This window comes from Novipirellula herctigrandis (genome assembly GCA_007859835.1).
GTDB lineage: Bacteria > Planctomycetota > Planctomycetia > Pirellulales > Pirellulaceae > Novipirellula_A > Novipirellula_A herctigrandis.
Genome location: SJPJ01000001.1, coordinates 5,074,191 through 5,100,208, shown reverse-complemented (window position 1 = coordinate 5,100,208; position 26,018 = coordinate 5,074,191). Strand labels below are relative to the sequence as shown.

The window sequence follows — 26,018 nt, the reverse complement described above, 5'->3', positions numbered from 1 at the left end:
GCTTAACGTTCGAATGTCGATTTGGATCGCAGAATATGATGATAGTGTTGGGCAAACCGATGGGATTCATCGCGGACGTATTGTAATAGCCTTAACGCGTACGCACTTTTGCTCAAACGAATTGGCTCCGATTCACCGGGACGAAAAATCTCTTCGTCACGTTTGGCCAATGAAATCACCGTCGGCGGCGTGATTTCTTGATCACGAAACGCAGCCATTGCCGCGTTCAATTGGCCTTTGCCGCCATCGATCAACAAGATATCGGGAAACGATTCTTGATCGTCCGACAATTTGCGGAAACGTCGCGAAACCACCTCGTACATGCTGCGAAAATCGTCGATTCCGTCAACGTCTTGAATACGAAACCGCCGATAGCCTGGCTTAAACGGCAATCCGTCAATGAACTGCACCAAGCTCGCGACCGTTTCACCGCCGCCTAAATGCGCGATATCCATCCCTTCGATCGTTCGAGGCGTTTTAGGTAAATCGAGCACTTTCCGAAGCCCCGACAAACCTTTTTGTGGATCAATGTAAAAGACCTCGGGTTGAACATGCGTATCCAATTCTCCGCGATCCTCCAATCGCTCGAGCATCCCGATTTCGTCTCTCAGTACTGCGGCTCGCTCGAAGTCTAACGATTTGCTCGCCGCCATCATCTCGTCGTGCATTTCCTTGAGCAAACGTTTCTTGCCGCCTTCCATAAAGGTTTGCAAACGCCGAATGTCACGTCGGTAATCTTCCTTACTGATACGAAAATTGCACGGCGCAGTACACTGGTTGATACTGGCTAATAGGCAAGGCCGAAACCATTTCCAACGTTCATCCGATTCGGTGATATCGAGCGTACAGGTGCGGAATTTAAAAATTCGCTGCAGCACCTGAATCGCTCCCCGCAGCGAACCGGCGCTGGGAAACGGCCCGTATAGTTTCACTCCCTTTTCACGCGGCTCACGTGTCACTTCGACGCGCGGAAACTCATCGCGTGTGGTGATCATCAAGTACGGGAATGTTTTGTCGTCTTTGAGATCTTTGTTGTGCTTGGGTTGAATGTCCTTAATCAACCGAGATTCCATCAGCAGCGCGTCCACTTCGCTTTCGCACTCGACAAAATCGATGTCGGCAATTTCACCAATCCACGGCGCGGTACGTTGGTCCTCCGCGGCCGCTTTCAAAAAATAGCTTCCGGCGCGGCTGCGCAAGTTCTTTGCTTTGCCGACATAAATCACTCGTTCGGCTGCGTCTTTCATCAAATAGACGCCCGGAACCTGCGGAAAGTTCTTTACCTTTACGGCAGCATGATCGAACCCCAACTCCTGGGGCTGTTCGTTGTCATCGTCATTCGTCTTCGTTTGATCCGTCATCCACCATCGCTTTGAATTCGTCTTCGCTGAGCACCTTGACGCCAAGCTTTTCTGCCTTGGCCAATTTGCTACCGGCCTTATCACCAGCAACCACAAAATCGGTACTTTTGCTAACACTGCTAGCCGCTCGGCCACCAAGTTTTTCAATCAGCGCTTTAATCTCATCTCGTTTATAATGAGCAAGTGTTCCGGTGACGACCAGTGTCTTCCCCAAAAGAGGCAGATCGCCCGTTTCAGTTTCCGATTGCGGCTGGGACAAATCAATGCCCGCACTCGCTAAATCGTCGAGTACTTCCGTTCCATAGTCACTATGCAGAAACTCATACATACTCATTGCGATCGCATCCCCAATTTCATGAATCGCAGCCAAATCTTCCACGGACGCCGCCCGCAATGGTTCTAAAGTTGGGTATTGCCTAGTGATCAGCTGTGCAACTCGAGGGCCGACATGCCGTATCGAAATCGACGACAGGACTTTTGCTAGTCCCCGTGATCGACTCGCTTTGATTCCTGCGATAAGGTTTTCGGCGTTCTTGGTACCGACTTGAACATCGATCAACTTGCCGTCTTTCCCTTTTCGCTGCTTGAGCCAATTGAGGTTCGCGATTTGATCCGCTGTCAAACGGTACAAATCAGCGTAACTGGAAACGACATTGCGGCCGATCAATAGGTCCACAAATTCCTCGCCAAGCCCGTCGATATCCATCCCCGGGCGGCTGCCGAAATAGATCAACCGCTGGCGTAGTTGGGCGGGGCAAGTCGGATTGGGACAACGAATGTAAACGCCACCATCGTCGCGGACCAGTGTGGTGCCACATTCGGGGCACTGCTTGGGAAATTCAAACGGCGGCAATTCCCGTTTTCGCTCATGTTTTTCCACACGCACCACTTTGGGGATGATTTTTCCTGCCTTTTCAACGACTACCACGTCCCCTTCACGCACATCCAACCGTTCGATTTCGTCTGCGTTATGCAGCGACGCGCGAGAGACCGTCGTGTCAGCAATGTCGACTGGCTGCAAATAGGCCACGGGTGTGATTGCGCCTGTCTTGCCGACTTGAACACGGATCGACTCCAAAATCGTAGTCGCTTCGTATCGTTCAAATTTGTAAGCGATCAACCATCGCGGACTCTTGCTACGAATCCCCAGTTCATCACGTTGATCAAAGCGGTTGACTTTGAATACGATTCCATCGACTTCGAAGGGTAGATCGGGCATCGCCTCTTCGAGTGCCGCGACAGCTTTGAGTGCCTCCGACGAGTTCTTTAGCTTCACCACATCGGGTGTCGGTGGAATGCCAAGCTTTCCAACTTCGTCCAAAAACGCGATATGATCCTCCGCTGTGAGACCTTCGACTTGACCGACTCCATGACAAAAAAAACGTAAGTTTCGCTGTGCTGCAATTGCCGGATCGAGTAGCCGAATCGTCCCCGCAGTAACATTGCGAGTGTTCTTATAAGGTTCCGCCCCCGCTTCGGTTTGCCTTAAATTCAAATCGGCCAAGTCGGCGTTGGTCATGTAAACTTCGCCACGAACTTCCAACACTGCCGGAACATCGTCACCGACAAGTCGGAGCGGTACGTCGCGAATCGTCCGAATGTTATGCGTGATGTCGTCGCCAACTTGTCCGTTGCCGCGAGTCAACGCGGCAGCGATTGTTCCGTTCTCGTAGCGAATTGACGCAGCAACGCCGTCGATCTTGTATTCCATGACCCACTCAGCCGGTCCGCCTAGCGACTTTTCCGTACGATCGAAATAAGCTTTCAGCTCTTCCCGGCTGTAAGTATTGTCGATCGACAACATCGGAACCGCGTGCGCAACTTGCACCAAATGTTCAACCGGCGCATCGCCGACTCGTTGCGTTGGCGAATCCGCACTCGCCAAACTGGGGTGTTCGGTCTCAAGCTGTTTCAGTTCCTCAAGCAACCGGTCATACTCAAGGTCCGTAACCGCCGGTTGAGCTTCGACATAATAGAGATGATCTAGCCGACGGATTTCCTTCCGCAACTCCGCTACACGCTTAGCAACCGAATCGTTTACGGTCATTGTTTCCTCGAATTTCAGTTCGTTCTGTCCGAACCGAAATCATAGCAGGAACCCCGCCACAGGTGACCACCTCGTTCGGCCTCCCTCGCACTACTCAATCATTAATGCGTTTGCGCAAATTTTGGTCGATGTATTGCGATTGGGATTGCTATTGAGCCTCCATGGATGACGCTATTGAAAACGCAAAACTTTTGCTGCGAGCACACTGGTGGTAACTGCGAACAGAGTAATCAAAAGTAGCGGATTGATGATCTCCGGAAGCCCTCCGCCAAAACTAATCAATTGGTGCATCGCATCCATTGCCCACGCGGTAGGAAATAGGCCACCAATTTGACGCGCAAAATCGGGAACAATTTCCAGCGGCCACCAGCAGCCACCAAGCGCTGCCATGGCGATGGAACCCAGCGTGCATAGACCTTGAACGCTCTCTTGATTTGTCACCACTGCGGCAATCAGGACACCGAGTGAAGCGCAACCCCACGCAAAGACGAGAAGCGTAGCCCCGATCAACATTAGATTACCACCATAATCAATGCCGAAAAGCAACTTGCTAACGACCAACAGGTAGACAATCTGGACAACACCCAACAGAAAACGTCCAAGAATCTTGCCGAGGACCAATTGTATTTTGGCAGCTGGATGAAGCGCAATACGACGTAAAACGCCGTTAGCCCGGATTATTCACGAGGGTGCAAACAAAAAGGGCCTTTCTGACGTCTAAGTGTTTAGCTAACAAGCACTTTCGACAAACCAAAAAGGCCCCTCATGAGCTTACAGTCTGCGCAGCAATTTGTCTTCGGTTTTTTTCAGAATCGTCCCATCCAATTTGAGCAAGTCCAGGAGAAGCTATCCTCCGACGGCGGGCTGCTCGCCTTCTCTCAATTGGACCAGAAACTGCGCTGGACCGAGACCTTTACCCACCTGATTTCCGATCCACGCAGTGATCCTCAACACACCGCGCTCTCCATCGTGCGGCAACGCATCTTCGGTATCATCGCCGGCTACGAAGATCAAAACGACCATGACTCCCTCCGAAGCGATCCGATCTTTAAACTGATCGCTGAGCAGTCTCCCGACGACGATGACTTGGCTAGCCAACCGACCATTTCAAGGCTCGAGAACACAGTCACTGCGGGAAACCTCCTTCAAATGGAAGATTGGTTCATCGATCGCTTCGTCGAGTCTTTCGAGCGAGAGCCGACAGAAATCACGCTGGACATTGACACCTTCGACGATCCCGCTCATGGCAATCAGCAACTGGTTCTCTTTCACGGCTTCTACAACCAGTACCAATATCAAGTTCGCGCGATCACTTGTGCCGAGAATGATATGATCGTGTTACCAAGTCTGCTGTTCGGTTCGGCACATGCAAGCTTGGGTGCCGCCGATGATTTGCAGCGTGTAATCGAGAAGATTCGCAAGCGGTTTCCCCGTGTAATGATCCACGTTCGAGCCGATTCGGGTTTCGCAGTTCCCCATATGTACGAAACGTTGGAGCGATGCGACAAGGTTCTTTACAGCATCGGTTACCAAATGAATTCCCGTGTCAAACGCGAAAGCGACGAGCTTTTGCAGCAAAGCGTGGCGGCGTTTCAAGCGACCGGCGAGGGGCAAAGGAATTTTCTGCTAATTGATTACCAAGCCAGGACTTGGTCACAATCACGAAGCATCGTGATCAAGTGCGAGGTGAATTCTCAAGGCACCAATCGACGAGCCGTGGTCACTAATCGTCCAGGCGCAAACGTGTGTCCTGGGGGCGTTTACGAGGAATACTCCGATCGGGGCGAGAGCGAAAATCGCAACAAGGAACTCAAGTGCGAGCTGTGCTGTGATCGCTTAAGTGATCATCGCTACATGGCGAACTTGTTTCGAGTGATGATGCATTCTCTGGCGGCGAACCTCTTGGTTCGGCTTCGTGCCATTGCCGAAATCAAACCGACGATGGAGGAGCCTGGCTGCGACGAAATACCTCTAGAGGCACAGAGGCCGTCTGTGAAACGCCGCCATCACACTCGCCGTCGCCGTCGGGATCCACTTGGTAAAGGCCACGCCTGCACCTGGCGAACTCACGTGATCAAGGTGGCCTGTCGCGTGGTTTTCAGCACACGCCGAGTACGCGTGCAAATCTCTTCAAGTTGGCCGTGGGCCAACCATCTCCGACGAGTGGCCGAAGCGTTGGCAGGGTACCGTCCATCGCTTCTACCTACGGACTAAGTCAGCCAATCGGATGCAAAGTTTCAATGGGGGAAAGGGGGCCTTGCGCCTTGTCGGCGTTCAGCAGCCACGGTTACACCAACTCAACCCAATTCAGTTGCCAATCACCCCGCGAAGCAGCGGCCGTGAATAATCCGGGTTAGAACGCTCCTGAGAAATCGCTAATCCTCCGAAAATCAGCAGGTTCATTAAGACGAACATAACGAGGTATCCCGGCACGGCTTGCTCAAATCCGGTGGGAATTTCCCTTCGTCCGGCAAACTGAACATCTAATTGGACAGGCTTTTCGCGCTGAAGCATTGCTCGCAGTTGTGCTTCGCCAAGCCTCGAATCCGTTTCCTTCGAAACGACCGCGAAAATAGCTGACGTGACTCCAACAATCGCGCGTGTGATTCTCACTTCCACCATTGCCGCTGGTTGCGGTTCACTATCGGTCTGCTGCAAAAACTCAACATCAACGTGCTCGGCCGACTCCACTTTTTCGGTCAAATCGGCAGGAATGCGGATCGTGCGAACGGCATCCCCACCCTCCTCCGAATCGACCAGCCGAAATCCCTCTTGTTCTAATTGCTCAAGGAAGACTGCTCCGATGTAGCCGCGATCCTCGTTTTGCACGAAAACAGTCGGGCGCGGGTCTTTAGGTGGTCCACTTCCCCCGTGAATCGCTGTTCCAAAGAAATAAATAAAGACAAGCGGCATTACGAACAACCAAAAATAGCCTCCCTTGTCCTTTAGGAAGACTCGAAGATCATTGCTTGCGATGACCCAAATCGTGTTCATTCCTCTGCTCCCTGACCGAGTCGATACTGAAACAGGGTGATCGCAATCATCAACATCACAATACCAACCGCCAAGAGGCCCATCGACGCGGTCGCCCAATGCGGACCAGGATAGTCAAACTGAAGTCTTTTGATCGATTCTGCGAAGTTGTGATTAGGCATCCATGGCGACAAACTCTCCCGAATGAGGGGCGGCAAAGTTTCGGTCGGTAACATCGAACCACCAAGAAATGCCATCATCATGATGATGATCGTCGACAGAATCGCAATCCGCTTTTCACGGTAAATGACTGCGACGAGTAGGTACGCGAACCCAACGCAGAATGCGGCATAGGCGCAAGTGAGGATGGTTGTTTCGAACGGACTTCGCCAATGGATTCCAAAAATCCAAGCACCGCCGACGAGGATAATGGCCGCAGCAATCCCAACAACCGTGAACGAATAGACGGCTTTGGCAAGAAAGAACGGCAGTAGTCGGACTTGATATGTACGAAACCGATTCAGTGTTTTCGTCCTTCTCTCTACAACGAGGTCTCGAGCGGTTGCCTCAGCAGTGAATAGCAGAAACAACGCGGCCAACCCCGGCATGACGAGGCCGAATACATTGAAGCCTTCGCTTTGCTCCTCGGAAGTCTCCGCCTCTGCGACAGTCCCTCGGGTGTATCCAATCACAGGTGGAAACAGGTAATCTTCGGCTCGCTGCAGACGATCGCCAATACGCGTCAAAATGCTTGCCAACTTGACGGTATCTGGTGCGCCGGGAGCCTCAATGATCTCAACGACATCAGGCATCTCTTCGGCCAAATTCTGAGAAACCGCATTAAGCCCCTCAGTCAGCAACCGCAGCAATTCCTCCGTAATTGCCGGCAAATAGCTTTGCGCAGGATTTTTGATCAACTGCATCGACGGTGGCGACTGCCCCGCAACATACTGGTTGGTAAAGTCTTTCGGGACAACGATCACGGCACTGATTTGGTTGCGATTGATCAAATCCATTGCCTCGCTGCGAGCCACGCTCTTGGAGTCGAGATAAGCCTGTGACTGTTCTCCTGAAGCCATTGCGACGATCGTGTTTCCTATCAGACTTTCATCCTCGTTCACAATCGCAAGTTTGATGCGAGGCATTTCTCCGCTGCGAGCGGAAGGTCCGAAGACGCTGCCGACTAAGGCTGTGATGCCGATCGGCATTGCCAGCAGTATCGCAAAACCGATCCAATTGGATCGTAGGCGGCGGAGATCCTTTTTGAGTAGTGTGGCAAGCATACTATTCTCGCAATTCTCGCCCGGTAAGTTGCAAAAAAACGTCGCTCAAGTTTGGCTTCTTAACCATAGCGTTATCAACTTGAATGGGAATGTCCAACAACTCGCGTAAGCAATCTGACGGGTGTCGCTCACCAATCGAAGCGACGACAAGCCGATGTTCGCGTTGATTGAGGATCCGGAATCGCTCCATAAAACCATTCCACTTGCTCGGTTCCGCTTCCGAAAAGTCACCCTCTAGGACAAACAATCGATCTCCGCCCAAGCGATTTTGTAGTTCCTGTAGCGTTCCCTCAGCCAACAGTTTTCCATGGTCGATGATTCCAATCCGATCGCAAAGTGTTTCGGCTTCCTCAAGATAGTGCGTTGTATACAGCACTCCGGTGCCTTGTTTGGTTAGTCCGCGTACAAAGTCGAGGATGTTTGCACGTGCTTGAGGATCGATACCAACGGTAGGCTCGTCGAGCAACAATAGTTTCGGATTGTGCAAGAGGCCACAGCCGATGTTGACACGCCGCTTCATTCCACCCGAGTAGGTGCGAACAGCATCCCGACGCCGTTCGGTGAGCATCAAGTCCTTGAGCAGTTGTTCGGTTCTCTGCTTTGCCATCTTCGCTGACAAACCCGCCAATTTTCCCCAGAACAACAAGTTTTCTTCTGCCGAAAGTTCTTCGTAAAGAGCGACCTCTTGAGGAACGACTCCCATACTACGTTGGGCCGATCGGGGATCGATCGAAAAGTCGGTTCCATCGACAACAACCGTACCACGGTCAGGATTACGGAGACCGCAAATCATATCGATGGTCGTTGTCTTCCCGGCTCCATTGGGGCCGAGCAATCCGTAAACTTCCCCTGAACCGATTTGAAACGACACGTCGGAAACGGCCTCAATGGCACCAAAAGATTTGGCCAATCGATCAACGGCGAGAACCTGCGAATAAGTCATTGCACTGCGGCTTGAAAGCGAGAACCGGAAAAAAACGACCGTATGCAACGTTGAAGGCTCCTCGGGTGCCTCCATCGGGCGAACAATCCCTAATATTCCCAAAGTATTTCGTTGAATTGCCAATTCTGTGACTCGGGGACCACACAACAAGAGCTTACCACCGATCGACAATAGTCCGTTCAGGCCTGCCACACTTTTTGTGCAATTCGACCATGAACCCGCCGCCTGGGACGCTCCGATGTTGTCAAGCTAGGCTCTGCGATTGCACCCAGGGCTAGCCCGTTTTTCAAGCTGGGACATCCGTTGCCGAGCGTCAGATCGCAATCACACGCGGACCGTAGCGGAACGGGCAGCGGCAAATTTGCATAATGAAAAAAACGGATTTGCCCTGGCGATTGCAGGGGTTTGACTGTGACCTAGCCGCGAATTTGGAGTAAAATGGTAGTCAATCTCAGAGTCGTTCCGATAAGGCTCAATGTCCCGTTCGATCCGCATTGATGCGCCGCGCACATTTCGAGGTTGGCTGGTAATGAACTACAAATTCGTTTTGATTGATCGCTCAAATGGAAATGACGAGGCGGAATGGATCCTGACGCCACCGGTCGTCGCAGGCCGTTGCCCCACGGCTGACATCACGATTAGTGACGAATCGATCAGTCGAAGACACTGTCAATTTTTCTTGGATCCATACGGTTCGCTTGCCGTTCGTGATTTAGGCTCAAAAAACGGAATCTACGTCGATGAACGACGAGTCGAAAAGACGGTTGTAAGCCCAGGAACGGAAGTCCGCATTGGTCGAATCACGTTGCGTCTGGAATTGACAGACGAAGAAATCGACGACGACAGCAATGATGTTGTCGACATTCTTGATCTCGATGAGACCCAGCCGATGAAGATCATCGATGTCGACCTTGAGATTGGGGCGCCGCCAGACGACGTCCTGTAAATGATTCGACGTGTCGCTTAGCTTTCGTATCAGTTGCGAAACGAAACCGTCTGAATTGGGTTCGTTTCGTCGATTCACGTGCTGATTCGAAGGGGAGTTGATCACTAGGCCTCAAAAAGATGAAAATAGTGGAAAGTCCTTTCATCCCCCTTTTTGGCACGCACACCGATGAACGAAGATGCAGCGCAAGACAAACCAAAACCGGTCCCCCTTTCACGTGACGCTCGGCGAGTGCTCGGTGTGTTGGTCGAAAAAGCAAAGACAACACCCGATAGTTACCCGCTAAGCGTATCGGGCCTCATCAGCGGATCGAACCAAAAATCGAATCGGTCGCCCCAACTTCAACTTGATGAAGATGATGTGTTGACAGCTCTCGATGAATTGAAGCAAGTGGGTGCGGCAAGGGAAATTCAAGGTAGCGGGCGAGTGACGAAGTACCGGCATGCTGCATACGAATGGCTAGACGTCGATAGTCCCGGAGCCGCGATCATGACCGAACTACTCCTTCGAGGACCACAAACGCTTGGTGAAATTCGCACGCGAGCTTCGCGGATGTATGCGCTCGATGATTTGAATGTCACACAGCAGATTGTTGAACAATTGATCGAAAAAGATTTGGTTGAACCGTTAACGCCACCAGGCCGCGGCCAGACGTTTTCCCATAAACTCTATCCACCCGAAGAACGACAATACCTCGAAGCAAAACTTGAAAAGCAAGCCGCAGCCGCACCATCGAAATCGGCACCAACGAAACCCTCAACCACTGCAGTTGATGCATTAATCGCAAGACTCGAAACGGTGAACGAGAGAATCGATGCCTTGGAAAAGCGACTTGATGAACTTGAGTCGTAGCCAAATCCTTAGTCGAACACATATTGTTTTGTCGCTGCGGGTCAACACTAACGAGACAGCGAGGAAAGCATCAAGGCGGTGTGAGCGGCAAGACGCTAGTCGCCGGTTGACGCGGCACTCCCCGCGGCTTGCGGCTCACAATAAAGAGGCGTTTTTCAGCTAATATGCCTCCTTCGACTTGATGCCGCTGCGTTCGTTGTTGAGCAGACCATCGTACAGACTTTTCTTCTCGTTTTGGAAAACTCGGTTCTGACGCAGTAGGTTGTCTCTCAAATCTCCTCTGCCGAGGGCACCCGCTTGTCCTTGGGATGGTGCATCACTGAATAGATCGTCCAAGGAATTCCCGGAGCTTCCAAAAGGTTCTCCCATCATCATTTCCTGGTATTGTGGACGTGCATTTTGTAGCGATACCTTTCCTCGATAAAATGCGTAGCGGTCATTGCCTCGTTGTGCAATCACGGTGGATGTTCCGCTGATGTCATCCGCGATCATCAGGCCTCTTAAATCGGTTTTTCCGGACACGAACCTATCGTTTTTTGACCCGATCACTTTGACATGTACATCGCTAATAAACTTGTCATCGCCGGCATGTTTGACGCTCACTCGCACGCGTCCCGATCGGGCATCTTCTTGAACCGACAACGTCAGTGGACTGACCAAAACTAAACCGGACGCATAGAGATTGTCGCCTCGGCAAACGATCAGATATGCCCCTTCTTTTTCTAGCGGTAAGGTTAACCTCTTGATCCGATCTCGGTAATCTTTGCCGTCACCAAGCGTTACGGTGTCTTCGTGGTAGGGTTTGATGCCGGCCAAGTTGATCGCCGTAATTCGATCTAGGTTTCGCTGCATCAAACTGAATTTCATCAAGTCGATCCGATACACCTTCAATGCCACTTCTTCAATATTGCGAAAACGAAGTTCCACATCCTTAGCGTCATCCGGCTTAATCGTAGTGACTTCGTCCAATTCGACTTCCTTTCGATTGAAATACGTGATCGCTTCGGTCGCATCTGCGAACCGCTCTTCGACTTTCGTGTACTCCGCAATCGCTTTGGCAGCGTCACCCAGGCTATGGTAAATCTGGCCCATGATGTAGATCGCTTCCCATCGGTTATCGGCTCGTCGCGTGCCGCCCGTTTCGGGAACTGAAAAAGTAGCATCCGCAACCTTGCGACACATCTCCAAAGCCTCGTCAGGTTGCCCGAGTTCAAAATGGCTGTAGCCGATCATGTACCAAAATGAATCAAGCAATCGGCTATTGGGATAACGATCAGCATATTTTTTGCATCGATCAATCACGTCCGCGTGCTGTTCCAATTCGACCAAAGCGGTCGCCAACGCAAAACTCGCTTCATCATTTTCAGGATCCAACGGCCAAGTGGTGACAAAGTGATCGAGCATTCGAATCGATGAACCAATCAAATGCACACGTGTTATCCCTGTTTGCTTTAGCGTCTCATCTTTGTTTGCCTCGGCGGCTCGACGGAAGGTTTCTTGAGCCAGCGCATACGTGGCCGACGCAATATAGGATTCGCGAGGGTAATCGCGAACCAATTTTTCCATCGCCTGGACACTACGTACGAATTCACCGCGAGCATTCAAAAAACCAGCAACCTGGGACTCTCGCTCAAAGCTGCCTTCGACCGTCGAACGATAAACTAGATAGCTCCGCTCATACTCGCCAAGTTCTTGATACGACTTAGCGACTCGCAAAATGTCCTCGAACGAGATCACTACGTCCGGATACTTTTCCTTCAACACTTCAAAATAGGCGACCGTGTCGGTGTGTTGATCCATCGCAAGCGAAGAGGCGAACAAACTCTCAACGCAATGTTTGTATTTATCTGCGTCCAATCGCCAATTTTTAAACAACTGCGTCAAGTGTTCGTGCGCGGCAGCAAAATTTTGTTTCGTGAATTCAGCCTGACCTAGGAAATACAACTCGTCAGGTGTCAATCGGTACAAGTCCACCGACTCATCGTTGACATTGCGCACTTCCAATTCTTTGACTTTCGCAATCGCGAATTGGGATGGTTCGTAGAAACTTCGCAGCACCGATTGCGCAGTGCGATAGGATCCCGGAACGTATCCGACAAGCGTATAGCTTAGGTTGCCGAAATACTTTCGGTCGCCTAAGTAGAATGTGATTTGCCCCGGTTCCAATTCATATCGATCAAATTGTCCCGAAACCGATCCGTCAAGCACCACACAGCCAGCAGGTATGGGCTCGCTGAGAACGAGGTAATCGAGTGGTTTTTCATCGCGACTAGATATTTGATGTCGACGCGGAATTAACGTAACCTCACCACGTTCGCCCACCGGCAATTGAGTCAGTGGATTGGTGAACGACTTGTAGCTTCCGTCGACCACATCAAAACCTCGTGGTACCGGTCGACCATCGAACAAACGTTTTGCCGGTTCATAGACGCGGCTCACCGACCACTGTTTCGTGGAACTGGCAAGGTTCTCGGCGGCGACAAATCCTGAAAGCACGGCCGAGTAGCTAAACGTCGCTCGTCCATCCAATTTGAACTCGATCCGGTTCGGTTTTTCGCTACGTAGCATTTCGGTGGGAATAACCACACGGCGACTTGGATCAGCCGACGGATCGATCACGAACGCATCGATCTCTTGATCATTCACTGCAATTGATAGAGAGTACTTCTCTAAACCGGGTCGCTTCATCAAATGCCAACGAGCCAATGCCGCAATAGCAGGACCGTTCGCCTTTTCAACCGGCCATCGCGATCCTACTCGGGCAGCCAACAAGGTTTCCACTAGCTTCGGGCCATTTTGGTGATTCGGCGCAATTGTTTCCAACAGCAGCAGATACAGCGCCTGTAGCTCGATGCGATTCCGAATCCAGGGTAACGTTTGGTCTCGATCTACGGCGCCGAGCGGTTTGTCATCCACTGGCATTTTGATCAAATCGACCAATCCGCTCGCCATTTGCGTGCGGTTCATTACCGAAAGAGTCAATGCGAGATGAATCAAACCCGCCGAACTAAGGCGATTGCGTTCGCGGTACAAACGATTCGCATACGAGAAATCGCCTGCGCCCGAAACGGTCATCGCATGCAACAGTATCGTTTGCCGCTCTAATTCGCCTAGCGGAGTCGAAGCGAACGAGGACTTCAGGAATGCTTTTCCTTTATCAAACGAATTTTGCGGCACCGCAAACCCAGCCTGGCGAGCTTCGCTTAGTGCCCACATGACTCGCGACGACAGATAAGTATCCGCATTTCCGCCCTTTGGTTTCCCCGACCATGCCCAGCCGCCATCGTCACGCTGGGCAGAGATCATCTGGGTCACCGACGAAGTAATGCGACTCGTTAGTGAAGCCGCATCAGGCGAATCAACTCGTTGAGTTGCACCAATCGTTTGCAACAAACTGACACCGCCTAGCACATCCGAATTACTACGCTCGATCGGACTAGATGAAGGTCTACCACAAAACATAAACCCATCAAAACCGGTGCCCAAAACGGCGTCCAAAAGCGAGCGATTCAGGTTAGCACCAATGAAGATTTCAAGCGAAGTTCCTTCGGTTTTTCGCTTTTCATCAAAACCCAAAAGTGCCAAGGTGCTTTGCGACGAAGTGCCGCTGGCGGTTTCATAAACCGGGAACCCATAGGGACGAATCGCGACAACTGCGTTTGATTGATCCAAATAACCATCATCCGACGCCAACGACAACTCAAACAAGGATTTGTCGGCCGCATCGATTTCAACTGGGAACATCAACTCGCTGATCGCTGGACCATCGACTTCAATGGTCTTGGTTTGTTCCGTTGATTTGTCACCAAGAATCGCCTTCAACTTGACGGTGACTTTGCGTTTCCCTTCCAGCGAGTGATGGATTTGCACGGGTATCCTGATCGAATCGCCGACCGTGACAGCAAGTGGCAATTTCATTTCGCCAAACAGGTCCTTCTTGGTCACGATGTCGGCGGTCGCTTCGCCAGCCAATGTTGCATCGTTGACACCTTTCGCACGAAGTCGCCACGCGGTCGATCGCTGTGGCAGCGTGATCGTCACGGTCGCTTTGCCGTTATCGTCCGTTATAATCACGGGATCCCAAAACGCCGTTTCTGCGTAAGCCGTCGGCGGAAGAATCTCGAGACCTCCGTCACGAGCCGCTTGCTCCGCATCGGCTTGACCTCGTCCATTGACCGTGACAAATTTGCCGTCAGCCGTCAGTCCATTGATCGATAGTTGTGATTGCAGTAGAGATTGCAACGACGTCGCTGATGGCGTTCGGTTGCTTTTCAACTCCAAGTATCGAGCAGGACTCCTTGAGGAGGGGATCGCCATCTGCATACGCATCTGTCCTGCATTACGATTGACCGCGCCGCCCAACATAATCCTACCCGTAGACTGCATCCCGAAACTCGGGCCGTCAAGCATCTCATTTTCTTCAGCCGATTGTGGTAGCCCCATTCCGCCCATGCCTCCGCCTCCATAGCCGTAGCCACCACCGCCCATGAAAGACGGATCTGCCTCGACCATGTAATCCTCATCGCGTGCTGCTCTACTAGCCGCTCCCCGTGGAGCAACCGCAAAGTCACCGACAACCGCCGCTTCTCGTTCAAGTGCCTCGCGGCGCTCGGCTTCCGCCAATAAAAATTGGCTGATGTTCCGTGTTTGGGGTCGGTAATCAAACGTGCAACTCGTCGATAGGCGGATCGATGTGGTCCGTCTACCGGAACTAAAGAATGCGTCTACGCCACCTTGCACATCGTCAAACGCTTGCAACAAATTGGATTGAACCAGTGCTAACGAAAGCTCAGCCGTAACGGGCTTACCCATCGGATCGGTCACTGTCAGCTCAACCGATAGATCACCGCCGGGTTTCTGTTCGGTTTGCTCCGGCTTGATGGTGACACGCAGCGACTGAGAGACTTCGAATTCGCTTTGCGCGTTATGGAATTGGTTCCGCTGCATCACTGCGACAGCCAAGTAGATGTTCGGTGCAAATTCGCTGACCATTGGAATCTGCAACGAATTGTTCCCCTTTTTCAGCTCCACCAACTGATGTGAGAGGATGGACGCTCCTTCAAACGTCACCAGTGCCAATGCGGGTTGTTCTCGCCAATGCAGATTAACCTCGGCTTGTTCGCCTACTTGAAACGAATGCCGATCGGCCAAAATCCGTAACCGGGTCGCATCCTTGTCACCTGAAATTCGAATTTTATGTTCGCCACTTACTTGGTTTCCAAACTGGTCAGTTCCGGTAGCGCGAATTTTGTAAAAGCCATTTTCGTCAAATGAGCACGTTTGACGGGCAACACCATCGACCGGGTCGGTTGCAACATCATGACTCGCGATCTGTTTTTCCCCCTTGCCCGCTGGAGTGGTCGTTTCTTTGAACACGTCGATCTTTAACTTCGTTTCAACCGGCTTACCGGCAGGATCGGCCACCTGAAATTTTGTCTCGAAAGATTCTCCAACCAAGTAGACATCTCGAAGCGACGACGCATTCACAGTGAAACCGCGCGTTGCGATGTAAACCATTTCTGTAGCCGACAGACGATGATCGCGATACTCGACGCTCAGCGGCAAAACCTGTGACTCACTGAGTCGCTGTGTTTCAAACTCAAACTCGATCTTGCCGTCCTTGTCCGTCTTTGCCATCAATTCTTCGCCATCGTTGCCGAAGCGATAATGGACCGTTTCATTCGCCAGCGGCGTGCCATAGTAATATTTCAGCTCGATCGATCCTTGGACTTTTTCGCCGCGAAAGTAAACCGTTTTCTCTAGGTCAATCGAAATGTCAATCGGTTCCAATTTGTACTCCGTGACCTGAAACGAGGTTTGGAACGACAACGCACCCACCAAATCGGTTTCGTCCTGATTGTCACGATGCAAATGAACGCGGCAGTCTCCTTCGACGGTAGTTTCCGGCAAAAGCAAGTTGCTATGGATGGTTCCATAGGCGTTCAATGCCACATCCTCCGAAAGCAGAAGCAAGCCTCGAGCATCGTACACATCCAACTTGAATTTTTGGCCTGGATTGAATGTGAATTGATCTTGATTGACCCATCGAACGATCCCTTTGATGTTCACTAATTGGCCCGCGCGGTACGCCGGTCGATCGGTGTAAAGGTAACCTCGCGGCGTCAGCCCCACGGCAAAGTCGAGTCCGTTCAAGTTGTTTTCGGTCGATGCGACGTGGCCATCGGTGACAGCGAAGATTCGCAAATCTTTGACCGACCTTAATTCGTCATAGTTTTTCTGAAGCACGCCATCGTCGCCGGTGATATCTTCCGCGAACACCTTTGAACCATCACTAATCAAGACGCTAACGCCCGCCGCAGGTTTTCCATTTCGCATGTTCTCAGCAAACAAGAATAATTCGTTACGAGACGTTTTCACGATCATGTCCAAATCACTGACCACCACCATTGTGGTCGCTTCGAGCTTATCGCTAGACACGGTCACGGCGGTGACGCCCGGTCCGTCAATTGAAAGCTCAACATCCCCTTCGACTTGTTTGTACTCAGCAAAGTCGGGAATCGTGTATTCGAATTGCTGGTCGGGATCGATCAGTGCGATATCGAGCGATTCGACACCACTTGCCAAATGCATCTTGCGGAAATAGTCAGTCATGTCGATGCGATAGGCTTTCACATTGACCTTTTCCAAATTCCGCGTTGTCAGCTTGATACGAGGCGTTTCATCGGAGCGAAACTTACGTTCGGTGACCAAGTTCAATTGGGGTGTCGTCAATCGAGTGATGCGAGATTTGGCTTGCGTGGCGAGTGGACCTTCGGTTTCCTCATAGGCTTCCAGCGCTTCTTTGAGCTTCCCAAGTTGGTCTTCCAAGGTCGTTCCAATCAACCAAGAGGATTGTGAAGCCTCTTTCGACTTCGGATACTTGCTGACCACACGTCGCCAATCCGCGATCGCCGCTTCGAACAATCCTTTTGACTGGTCGCTGAGTTCAACCGATTGCGGAGAATCTCCTGCTTCGACGGTTGTTGCGACTCTCTCTGTGTGTTTTTCCTCGCCTTCGGAAAAATTCATCTCACCAAATTGCAGCAAGATTGAAGCCGCTCGTGAGTCGAGAGGATATTTGTTCAAAAACGTCTGCCAGATCTCACGGGCTTCGCGGTAGCGTTTGTTCTTGCGCGCATGCTCGGCTTTGGCGTATTCAGCATCTACGATTCTCTTCTGCACCACCGGCCAATTGTGATCCGTTGGATGCTCCTCTAAGAACGCTTTCCAAGCATTGATGGCATCGTCGAATCTTTCTTGAGCCAAGAATTGGCCACCAAGCGCTTGGCGTGCCGTCGGAATTTGTTTACTAGATTGATACTTTGGATTGTTGATCAATTTTCCGAGCCACTCGATCGCCTGGGCATGCCGGCCATGATGAAAGTAGCCGCCTGCGATTTCGTACTCGGCTTTCGGAGCAAGTTTGTGATCGGGATGATTCACAAGAAAGCTTTCGACTGCAGTAACAGCAAGTTCCAAGTCACCAATGGTTGTCGGTGTTGGAAGCCCAAAAGTATGAGCGATTTCATACTCGGCACGAGCGATGAAGTCATTAATCGCGTTGGGTTCATCCCCCTTATCGGCGTCTTTCCATTTTGCAATCAAGTCTTGCCACGTACGCCGAGCCGCGGCATTCCTCTTAGCCGCTAGTTGAACATTACCGAGTCGATATTCAACTTCCGCAAGCGTTTCTGCGGGAGCCACATTGTCGCCTTGGGAATAGTGATCGAGAAATTTTTGATAAGAATCTTCCGCCTGCTTGTTTTGCTTTAGTTCTTCCTGACATCGTGCAATGTGAAACTCGATTTGTTGTTGCAGTGTAGCTGTCGGCCCGAGTTTGACCGCTTCGGAGTAGTACGATAGTGCTTGTTCATAATCGGGTTGTTTCGCTTTGCTTGGGTCATCAGCTGGAAGGCCCTCGAAGTAACGTTCTGCGAATTCGAGATAGATTTTGGCCAAGTCATCTTTGCGACCACGTGAAAGCAAACGCTCGGCTTCCTTTTCGTAGATCACTCCGGCATCGATGTACCGCCGTTGCAACACGAACACATTCGCTCGCCCAAACCGTGACCGACTGATCCAGTCACTCTCAGGAAAATCTTCCTCCAGCTGCTCGAACACAGCGATTGCAACAGCATATTTTTTCGCTTCGGTTAGCGCGACACCTTTGAGGTAACGCAAGTAATCTTCCGAAGTGACATCCGCCTTTGCCAACGCCTCATCAATGCGCTGAACGGCATCCTCGAACGCACGTGACTGCATCGCATCATGAATCGCGGCGGGAATCGTTGGCAGAGTGCAAACGGATGAAATTGCCTTTTTCGGCGGGTCATTACCAAGTGTGCTGGATACGACTAGCAACAGGGCGGCCAAACATAAAGCGAAACGCATTTCCGTTCTCCCAGAAGAGCAAAAGAGGGTCCTCCGATTCTACACTGTGCCGGTGAGAATATCGCGAAATTGGCCGAAGAGCCGGACATTGAGGTAGCAAGCCCAAAAAGGGCGAACAAATGTGCGCATTTTTTGAATTATTTCGGCTTGGTCCCGACCCAACCCATTTTTGCGCATGCGCGAACATCGCTTTGACACCACGCGGCTTCTTAACGAGCGGCTCAGCTGAATTTGACTCAGCTGAATTTCGCTGCCTGCCTCAAAATTTGAAGGAAATCAAGTATCCAACGTATAACCGTTTCGATAGGTGGGTTTGATCATCGATTCGAGACCCTGGATGTTTTTGACTTTCAATTCCGCTGCATTCCAATCGACTTTTTCACCGGACCATACCGCAAGGTTGCCCAACAGCATGACTTCCGTCAGTGGACCAGCGTAGTCAGGAAAATTTGACATTGCTTGCTCGCCACCTCGGATCGCTCGGATCCATTCTTCGAAGTGGCCGGGCGAATGCGGGAAGTCAACGTCCACTTTTTCGGCACCATCAAGCAATTGATCGTTGAGCAGAATGCCTTTGTCGCCAATCGCTAACGAACCGCCCTTGGGCGATGGCTCACGACCGCCCAGCAGTTCTTGTGGCGGCATCTTTCCGCCATCGTACCAAACCAATTTTACGGCATCGCGAAATTCGTTTGCTGCAAATTCAAATGTAATGATCGACCACTCCGGAAAACTGTCTCGGTTATGCCCTGATGTTTCCGCGACTGCGGAAATGGGATCCCGTAAATCGAGTCCCATGAACGGCATACTGACAACATGGCAAGCAATATCACCAAGTGCACCGGTGCCGAAGTCCCACCATCCTCGCCATTTGAAAGGATGATAGCCGTCGGCATAAGGACGCTCCGGTGCAACGCCAAGCCAAGATTGCCAATCGAGATGTGACGGTGGTGTACCTTGCGACGGGCGATCGATGCCTTGCGGCCACCAACCTTTGGCGCGATCCGTCCATATATGCAACTCTTTGACTTTGCCGATCGCTCCGGCACGTAACCAATGAGCACTTCGCCGCAGTGAATCACTGGCGGTACCTTGATTACCCATTTGCGTCGCGACCTTCTGCTCTCGTGCCACCTTAGCGACAAGTCGAGCCTCATAAATTGTTCGCGTCAGTGGCTTTTGACAGAAACAATGGATCCCCATTCGCATCGCCATCAGCGAAGCGGGAGCGTGCATGTGATCCGGTGTGCTAACAGTGACCGCATCGATCGAGCCACCCATTTGGTCCAGCATTTCGCGATAGTCAGTGAATCCCTTTGCGCCGGGAAAGCGTTTGAGTGCACTAGAAAGTCGATTTTTATCGACATCACAAATGGCAACCATTTGCCCGTGACTAGCGGCGTCACGTGAATCGCTGTCTCCCTTGCCCCCAATCCCAATACTAGCCATCTGTAATCGCGCATTGGGCGAATCCTCGGTGGCAAGCGAAACGCCCCCCGCAGCCCAAAACCCAGCTGCGATACCTGTACTGTGAAGGAAGCGACGACGATTTACAGAATTCAACATAATCAATCACCTTGAATGCGCGGGCAGATGTGAGGTAGGTAACAAAGGAGCCATAAGTAACACTTAGGCTGCGCGTAACTTGGCAAGGATCCCTGAGAAGGATCCCTGAGAAGAATCATTAACAAAAACCATCATCTACTGAAGCGGCAACAGCTTGACATTCTTGTACCAAACCGGATGGCCATGGTCTTGGAATCCCAAGTAGCCAACGCGGGCAAAGTCTTTGACCGCGCGGCTGTTGCCATTGAGTTTGTATTTATGGTCGCCATCAATCGCGCGTTCACCGGGCAAATCAAATTCATCCGCATCCATTTCGCAAACCAGCTCGCCGTTGACTTTGACGGACATCTTTGGTCCGACGCATTTGATTTCGAACGAGTTCCAAACGTTCGGTCCTTTCGAAGCATTCGTCGTTGTTGGCACTAGGTCATAGATTGCGCCGATATCGTGGCAACTGGTTCCATTGCCGGTGGCGACTTGGATCTCAAAGCCCGTGTGCACAGGATCATTCGGATTTTCGACGCGTAAGAAGATCCCCGAGTTGCATGACTCAGGCATTTTCACGTCACACTTCAAAATAAAGTCACCATACTTCTTCTCATGAATGATGATATATCCGCCTGACTTGTAGGGCTGCATCGCAGCATCGACAATATCCGAAGCAATTTCTTTGCCGTTGTTGCACTTCCATCCGCTGTAGTCTTTTCCATTAAACAGAAGCTGCCAACCATCACTCTTCTCCTGGTCAGTCAACTGATTGTCAGCGGCCGATGTGGCGGTTCTAAAGGCAAAAAGGCACAAAACAGCGGCGAATAGCAAGACGATTCGATTCATTGGGTAGGCTCTTTCTTGAGGGGAGGGAGGGCATGAAAGGAAGCCTCATTATACAATCGTCGCTTGTCGGATGTGTGGACTGCTGAGATTGGATCAGTAAGACAACCGTGTTGCTGAAATTTGACCAACCATCATATTCAACTCCCATGGAATGCCTTTCACGGTAACCGAATACCAATCCGCGGAGACAACTTATGATGACTTTTCCTCATGCCCTCCCCCAATAAAACAAATGATATGATATCGATTGCTCCTATTCCTAGCATACAACCAACAAAGACCAAAGAATGAACCGTACTACGCTCATCACCTTTGCACTTGCACTCTGTACCGCTGCCCCCGCAATCGCCCAAACCAGCCCTAACACTCCTAACGTTGATCCGACATCGCCGGTTCCTCCAACGGTTTCGGCAGGCGTGATGCTGGGCGACAAGATGTTGAACAACCGTCCCGAACGACTCGAGTGGCTTCGCGACAACGGCTTTGGGATGTTCATCCATTTCAGTCATGATTCACAGATAGGAAGCGTGATCAGCCACTCGTTGGTCGGCGCTTCAAAGGAATACACCGACTGGTACTTGGACGAACTGCCCAAGACGTTCAATCCAAAGCATTTTGATGCCGACGCGATTGCTTCCTTGGCTCGAGTCTGTGGGATGAAGTATGTGGTACTAACCGCCAAGCACCACAATGGATTCTGTTTATGGGATTCCGCAACGACCGATTTCAAGATCACCAACACGCCATTCAAGCGTGATTTATTGAAAGAGTATGTCGTGGCGTTACGCAATCATGGGCTAGCGGTCGGTATCTATTATTCACCCGAAGATTTCGCATGGAGCTATCGCCACGGTTTCGAAGTCCGACGGCGAGATCTGCCTTTCGAGCCAAACCAGTATCCGCCCGCGGTTCAATTCATACGCGAGCAGGTCACCGAGTTATTTACGAATTATGGCAAGATCGACATGTTGTTCATTGACGGCACCGGCGAAATACCAACCAAACAAGTTGCGTGGTCGATCAATCCCGACTGCATCATTACTCGCGGCGCCATCCCCACGCCGGAACAGTTCGTCCCCGGACGAGCCCCTCAGGGCGCATGGGAGTCGAACATGACCATGGGAACTCAGTGGTCCTATAAGCCGACCAACGATCGCTACAAGTCAGGGGGCCGGATTATCGAAATTCTGATTGAAACTCGTTGTAAGGGCGGTTCACTGATGATGAACGTTGGCCCCAAACCGGATGGTGGATTACCAATCGAACAGGAATCTCGCCTGCGCGAAGTTGCACTGTGGCGCGCGGCCAACAACGAAGCGATATTCGATGTGCGTCCTTGGGTCGTGACCAACGAAGATGATATCTGGTTCGCCCGACACAAGGCGTCTAACGCTGTCTACGTTTTTCTGACTCGAATCCCTGATTGGAGCCGCGGTAGTCGAAAAGAATTTATCCTGCAATCTGTACGTTCAACCGACAAGACAAAGATTAGTGTTTTGGGACAAAGTGACCGACTGGTTGAGTATAGCCCCAGTGCCGATGCCAAAAGTCGATTTGAACAAACCGAGGATGGCTTGCGAATATCGGTCGTCCGAGCCCAGCGTTTGTACAACGACCACAAATGGCTTAATCCCGTTGTCGTCAAGTTGGAAAACGTGCAACCCGCTTTTGATACACCGCCCTATGCTGAAACCGTCGCATCAAAATCGGTAACAAACCATTCGGTTTCGTTGTCAGGTAAGTTAATCGACAAAGGCGATGCTGCTGCGGTTGAGGTTGGCTTTGAGTATCAAATCTACGAAGGGTTTGCCGAGGCAATGTACAATACCAATTGGACTCGCAGCCCGATGAACCGGATTAGTGAAGAAGGCGCATTCGAAATCGAAATCAGCGATCTAAAACCGGCAACCGAATATCAATACCGTGCCATTGTGAAACATCCCCGCATCACTATCCGCGGTGACCATCTAAGATTCAAAACCAAGTGATCTCGATTTTGATTGCGAGCAAAGTCCCACCAACGTCCCACCACCACTTTGGCCACATTGGAGCCACGTATGATTCCATTTCAAAGCTGGTCTTTGATCGCACTTTGCGCTCTATTTTTTTCGCTAGCCGTGTCTGCGTCCGCAGATGAACCTTCCTCTGATTTTTCCAACGCGGGATGTGCTCGACGCGTTGACGGTTACAAAGGAATTTGGTTCACGCTGGGCCAGTTCTACGCTGCGGGTGAAGGCGATCATCCTTATTCCAAGGCCTCAAATAAACGCACTTTTCCTTATGGCGACAAATACTCCGGCGGCCTTGGAACGTACACGGCCAAACACACACCACTGGCGATCTACAGCCCTACGGTCGACAAAACATTCTTTGTCTATGGCGGCACCACTGCGGCAGACAAACGGCATTTGCTCTGCATGATCTCGTACTACGATCACAAAACCAAAACCGTTCCCAAGCCCGTCGTCGTTTATGACAAGCGTGGCGTCAACGATCCTCACGACAACCCGAGCTTGGTGATCGATGACGAGGGATACCTATGGGTGTTTGTCAGCGGCCGTGGGCGAACACGTCCAGGGTTCAAGTTCCGCAGCGTTAAACCGTATAGTATCGAGGAAACATTTGAGCAAGTGACGGAAGAAGAAATGACGTATCCACAACCGCATTTTCTATCCGGGCAAGGTTTCCTACACTTGTTCACCAAATACACCGGGCGTCGCGAACTGTATTTTGAAACCAGTGTCGATGGTCGTCTGTGGACAGCTGACGAAAAGATAGCGGGCATTCGCGAACCAGGTGATTCACAGGGTGGGCACTATCAAACGAGTGCAACCATTGGTAACAAGACAGGCACCTTCTTCAATCGTCATCCCGATGGCCATGCTGATCAACGCACCGACATCTATTATGTGCAAACCGAAGATATGGGGCGAACATGGACGACGGTCGATGGGAAAGAACTAAAAACGCCACTAACCGAAGTGGATAGCCCGGCGCGATTAGTTGACTATGCATCCCAAAGATTAAACGTCTACTTAAAGGACATGGGATTCGACTCGGACGGCAATCCGGTTCTTTTGTATGTCACCAGTCGAGGACACGAACCAGGACCTCCGAACGATCCGCGTCAATTTCGAATCCTGCGGTTTTCTGGGACCGATTGGCAAGACTCGCTAATCACCTCGACCGATCACAATTACGACATGGGAAGTCTCTACCTAGATCAAGAAAAATGGACGGCCCGAATTCCTTCGATCAGCGGGCCACAACCGTATCACGGCGGCGGTGAAATCGCGATCTGGGAAAGCACTAATCACGGCGAAACGTGGACCCTGGCCAAACAGGTCACCGACGATAGTGTTCACAACCACAATTACATGCGTCGACCGCTTAACGCGAAGGACCCGTTTTTTGTGTTTTGGGCTGACGGTGATCCAACAAAGCTGACCGCAAGCCATTTGTACTTTGCTAATTCGAGTGGAGAGAACATTTGGCGATTGCCCTACGAAATGCGACAAGACTTTGCCGAACCGGAACAACCGTAATTCAACGACAGCCTAGCGCCCCACCAACAAATCCCCCGACCAACAAAAACCTTAGTGTGCTTTTTTTGAAATCCACGTTTGCCGCAACCGAGCTGTTTGTCGCAATCTGGCTTACCCAGGCGTCACTCGGGTCATGGCAACGGCGGACTACCAAATACCAGCTGATTTGAGCTGCTTGGTCGCGGTTCCTGACCAATCTTTGTTCGCAGCTGGCGAAGCGGGGCTAGGATGCAAAATCCGCGAAAGCGAGATTTCGACGTTTCCGTTTTCGATCACTCGCTTAAGACAATTTTCGGCGTAGGCGCCCACTCCGACTGCGTACTGTGGCTTCAAGATCTCAAGAAGTCGACTCAAGTGACGGTCACATATTTCCGTAAGTTTTTCACGTTCCGAAGCAGCGAGCTTGTCTGGCGTACGGTTACGGGCGGATTCTTCCATAAAGACTAACGGGCAATAGTTGGTGACAAAATGATTTTTGAAAAAGTCTTTTGACTTGGGATACTTTTGCTGAAACAGTCCCCACAAACGACGCCCGCTCACTTCGCTTTTTTCACACGCAAATCCTTGGACCGGACGTTTCGGATGTTCGGGTGACGGATGGTCGACCGGAACGTCAATCCCCATCCAATCTCGGACCGCGTTGATCTCGCCAAACGGCACTCCGGTTTGTGCCATTCCCCAAGGCCCAGGGTTCATTCCAAGCAATACAACGCGGACCCCTTTGTCATTGGCAAGATTCAAATAGGTCTGATGCGACCTCCAAGCATATTGGAGTGGGTTGTAGACATGAGTGACTGGTTCGGAAAAGGAAAGCACGTCGACTTCATCGCGCAGCGCAGCGGCAGCGTCAATGAGCGAGTTTCGAGAACCGTTTCTTTTTTTTGCCATGCTTTTATTTGCCATGTACGTTATTCGATTTCTAGCTGTTGTCCCGCGAGCAATCTCATAGGAAAGATTCCCGATGAGTGACCGTCGCTGAAGGCGATACTGTATGCGTACGATCCAACGGGGGACATCGACTCAATACGAACGGGTTGTGCCTCCGCGGTGCTCAATACAGGCAATAGCATGGGTCCCCCGGAACCTTTCTGTTCTTCATTCGCTCTGCGTTTTTCGCGGCACGTCGCACACGGGCACGCCTTGCGGAGCTCCGCGGCGGTCCATCGATTGGTCGATCCATCGGTCCATGTGATTTCAATCGCTGTTTCACCATCACGAGCAATCGTAACGGGAGTTAAATCAAAGTCGTCGGGTTGAGTCGAATTCAAGAACTGCTC

At 51.2% G+C, this 26,018-nt stretch carries 16 protein-coding genes; 5 read left to right on the top strand and 11 right to left on the bottom strand.

All coding sequences use genetic code 11. The features are described 5' to 3' along the window. Positions 1–2: 2 nt before the first annotated feature. The 3 genes from CA13_RS18510 to CA13_RS18500 all read right to left on the bottom strand — a co-directional run bounded on the left by CA13_RS18510 (position 3) and on the right by CA13_RS18500 (position 4,086). On the bottom strand, positions 3–1,361 hold the full coding sequence (locus tag CA13_RS18510; protein ID WP_419194543.1) for an excinuclease ABC subunit UvrC: 1,359 nt from the start codon (positions 1,359–1,361) through the stop codon (positions 3–5). After that, the gene (gene ligA, locus CA13_RS18505; RefSeq protein ID WP_146399091.1) at positions 1,336–3,408 is read right to left on the bottom strand and encodes an NAD-dependent DNA ligase LigA; all 2,073 of its coding nucleotides are present in this window, start codon (positions 3,406–3,408) and stop codon (positions 1,336–1,338) included. The genes CA13_RS18510 and ligA overlap by 26 nt, the downstream gene beginning before the upstream one ends. Positions 3,409–3,579: 171 nt before the next feature. Next, positions 3,580–4,086: an ABC transporter permease gene (locus CA13_RS18500; protein ID WP_419195123.1), complete on the bottom strand. Its 507-nt coding sequence runs from the start codon at positions 4,084–4,086 to the stop codon at positions 3,580–3,582. Positions 4,087–4,173: 87 nt separating this feature from the next. Here CA13_RS18500 and CA13_RS18495 point away from each other — a divergent pair, with 87 nt between their 5' ends. Next, a complete protein-coding gene (locus CA13_RS18495; protein WP_146399087.1) occupies positions 4,174–5,622 on the top strand; it encodes an IS1380 family transposase in 1,449 nt (482 codons plus the stop codon). 93 nt (positions 5,623–5,715) lie between these two features. Here the strand turns inward: CA13_RS18495 and CA13_RS18490 are convergent, their stop codons facing one another. From CA13_RS18490 to CA13_RS18480, 3 genes are read right to left on the bottom strand one after another with little or no spacing between them, the layout of a single operon-like run. Continuing rightward, complete coding sequence (locus tag CA13_RS18490; RefSeq protein ID WP_146399085.1) at positions 5,716–6,402, bottom strand: ABC transporter permease; 687 nt, start codon at positions 6,400–6,402, stop codon at positions 5,716–5,718. Then, positions 6,399–7,664 carry an ABC transporter permease gene (locus CA13_RS18485; RefSeq protein WP_146399083.1) on the bottom strand — a complete coding sequence of 422 codons (1,266 nt, stop codon included), beginning with the start codon at positions 7,662–7,664 and terminating at the stop codon, positions 6,399–6,401. The genes CA13_RS18490 and CA13_RS18485 overlap by 4 nt, the downstream gene beginning before the upstream one ends. Before the next feature lies 1 nt (position 7,665). Continuing rightward, positions 7,666–8,607: an ABC transporter ATP-binding protein gene (locus CA13_RS18480; RefSeq protein WP_146399081.1), complete on the bottom strand. Its 942-nt coding sequence runs from the start codon at positions 8,605–8,607 to the stop codon at positions 7,666–7,668. Positions 8,608–9,082: 475 nt separating this feature from the next. Here CA13_RS18480 and CA13_RS18475 point away from each other — a divergent pair, with 475 nt between their 5' ends. Next, positions 9,083–9,553, top strand: coding sequence for an FHA domain-containing protein (locus CA13_RS18475; protein WP_146399079.1), 471 nt, complete (start codon positions 9,083–9,085; stop codon positions 9,551–9,553). Positions 9,554–9,721: 168 nt separating this feature from the next. Then, on the top strand, positions 9,722–10,405 hold the full coding sequence (locus CA13_RS18470) for a DUF480 domain-containing protein (RefSeq protein WP_146399076.1): 684 nt from the start codon (positions 9,722–9,724) through the stop codon (positions 10,403–10,405). Positions 10,406–10,564: 159 nt separating this feature from the next. On the opposite strand, the gene CA13_RS18465 is transcribed toward CA13_RS18470, so the two are convergent. The 3 genes from CA13_RS18465 to CA13_RS18455 form a co-directional block, all read right to left on the bottom strand. Next, positions 10,565–18,796, bottom strand: a complete 8,232-nt coding sequence (locus CA13_RS18465; protein WP_146399074.1) for a tetratricopeptide repeat protein — start codon at positions 18,794–18,796, stop codon at positions 10,565–10,567. A gap of 276 nt (positions 18,797–19,072) precedes the next feature. After that, complete coding sequence (locus tag CA13_RS18460; protein WP_146399072.1) at positions 19,073–20,362, bottom strand: Gfo/Idh/MocA family protein; 1,290 nt, start codon at positions 20,360–20,362, stop codon at positions 19,073–19,075. A 135-nt stretch (positions 20,363–20,497) separates the two neighbouring features. Beyond that, positions 20,498–21,196: a 3-keto-disaccharide hydrolase gene (locus tag CA13_RS18455; protein WP_146399070.1), complete on the bottom strand. Its 699-nt coding sequence runs from the start codon at positions 21,194–21,196 to the stop codon at positions 20,498–20,500. A 287-nt stretch (positions 21,197–21,483) separates the two neighbouring features. Between CA13_RS18455 and CA13_RS18450 the strand changes: the two genes are divergently transcribed. Further along, positions 21,484–23,184, top strand: coding sequence for an alpha-L-fucosidase (locus CA13_RS18450; protein ID WP_146399069.1), 1,701 nt, complete (start codon positions 21,484–21,486; stop codon positions 23,182–23,184). 129 nt (positions 23,185–23,313) lie between these two features. Further along, entirely contained in the window at positions 23,314–24,741 is a 1,428-nt protein-coding gene (locus CA13_RS18445; RefSeq protein WP_419194542.1) for a BNR-4 repeat-containing protein, read from the top strand. A gap of 147 nt (positions 24,742–24,888) precedes the next feature. On the opposite strand, the gene CA13_RS18440 is transcribed toward CA13_RS18445, so the two are convergent. Together CA13_RS18440 and CA13_RS18435 are read right to left on the bottom strand one after the other, a co-directional pair. After that, on the bottom strand, positions 24,889–25,629 hold the full coding sequence (locus tag CA13_RS18440) for a uracil-DNA glycosylase family protein (protein ID WP_146399064.1): 741 nt from the start codon (positions 25,627–25,629) through the stop codon (positions 24,889–24,891). Between the two features lie 20 nt (positions 25,630–25,649). Further along, entirely contained in the window at positions 25,650–26,009 is a 360-nt protein-coding gene (locus CA13_RS18435; RefSeq protein WP_419194541.1) for a DUF971 domain-containing protein, read from the bottom strand. Positions 26,010–26,018 lie beyond the last annotated feature (9 nt).